The sequence below is a fragment of the Acidisphaera rubrifaciens HS-AP3 genome, from assembly GCF_000964365.1.
GTDB classification, from domain to species: Bacteria; Pseudomonadota; Alphaproteobacteria; order Acetobacterales; family Acetobacteraceae; genus Acidisphaera; species Acidisphaera rubrifaciens.
Genome location: NZ_BANB01000883.1, coordinates 1 through 1,370 on the forward strand (window position 1 = coordinate 1; position 1,370 = coordinate 1,370).

General features: G+C 72.3%; 1 protein-coding gene and 1 pseudogene. Both read right to left on the minus strand.

Annotated features, from left to right (window positions below; genetic code table 11):
• Positions 1–1,087 (minus strand): molybdopterin-dependent oxidoreductase (locus tag B8460_RS18735; protein WP_048863143.1); only part of this gene is annotated, 1,087 nt, incomplete at its 3' end.
• Positions 1,088–1,141: 54 nt separating this feature from the next.
• Positions 1,142–1,370: pseudogene (locus B8460_RS18740) on the minus strand (hypothetical protein); the annotation flags it as partial.

Here is a 1,370-nt window from a genome sequence, read left to right on the forward strand (position 1 = left end):
AGCCGTAGGCGCCGGCATCCTCGCCGAGCGCCGCCGGACGCCAGGTGGCGCCGCCGTCGGTCGAGACATCGACGCGGGCGACGCCGCAATCGCCGCCGAAGGCGATGCCGCGCAGCGCGACCGGCGCCCCGGGCCGCACCCGCCCGAGCTTGTCCGCGTTGGTGCAGAATGCGCGCGGCACCATGCGGCTGATCGGCACCGTGGGCACGCCGGTCTGACCGGGGCGCATGTCGGCGTGCGGCGTGTCGGGAATGCGATAGGCGGTCTTCATCCAGTAGCTGTCATCGGGCGCGTCCAGCACCTCGATGTCGTTGAGCATCTTCACCCAGTACGTCGAATACCAGCCGGGCACGATCAGTCGCAGCGGATAGCCGTTGAGCAGCGGCAGGTTCGCGCCGTTCATCGCATAGGCGAGCATCACCTCGCCGTCGCGCGCGTGGTCGATGGCGAGCGACTTCATGAAGTCGGGCGCGCCGTCCACCACGGGTTCGTCCATGCCGTCGAAGCGGACGGCGACGGCGCCCGGCTTGACGCCCGCGCGGTCGAGCACGTCGCGCAGCCGCACCCCGCCCCAGCGCGCGCAGCCCATGGCACCGTTCGCCCACTGCGCGCCGGGGACGGGCGGGTCGAACAGGCCGCGCGAGTTGCCCGAGCACTGGTTGACGGCGGCGAGTTCGAAGCGGGGCATCGCCAGCAGGTCGGCGAGGGTCAGCGACAACGGCCGCGCGACATGGCCGCGCACCGCGAGGCGATAGGCGGCAGTGTCGATCGCCTCCGGAATTACCGCCCAGTGCCAGCGCACGAAGAAGCGGTCGTTGGGCGTGAAGATGCCGTCGTCGAACACGTCGAACGGCGTCTCCAGCAGCGGCGGGCGGGTGCGCTGGAGGATCATTTCGCCCTTTTGCGGAAAGGCGGAGGTGAGGGCGCGGCGGTCGGGGCGGCCGGTGAAGCCGAGGCCGACGGAGGACGCGGTCGCCGCCGGGTCGGCGAGGGCGGGGGCAGCGAGCAGCACGCCGAGCGAGGCGGCGCCGCGCAGCAGCGCGCGGCGGGTCGGCAGCGTGCCGGCGGCGGATAAGTGTGACGGCATGGCGTATCTCCGGTCCTATCCCGCCCGTGCGGCGGGTCGGCTGGAGAATGACGATCAGCGACGGCGTCTTCCAACGCCGTTTCGCGCTGCGTCCGATCGCCCGGCGCGATCGTTCCGGGGGGCTGCGCCGGACTCGGCGATGAGACCGAGCAGCGCGTCGGCAGCGCGGCTGCGGTAGCGTCCGGCATGGCGGATGACGTGGAAGTCGCGATCGGGCAGCGCGATCGGCACGAGGTGCAACAGGCCGGTTTCGAGCGACGACGCGGCGACGGAGGCGGAGAGC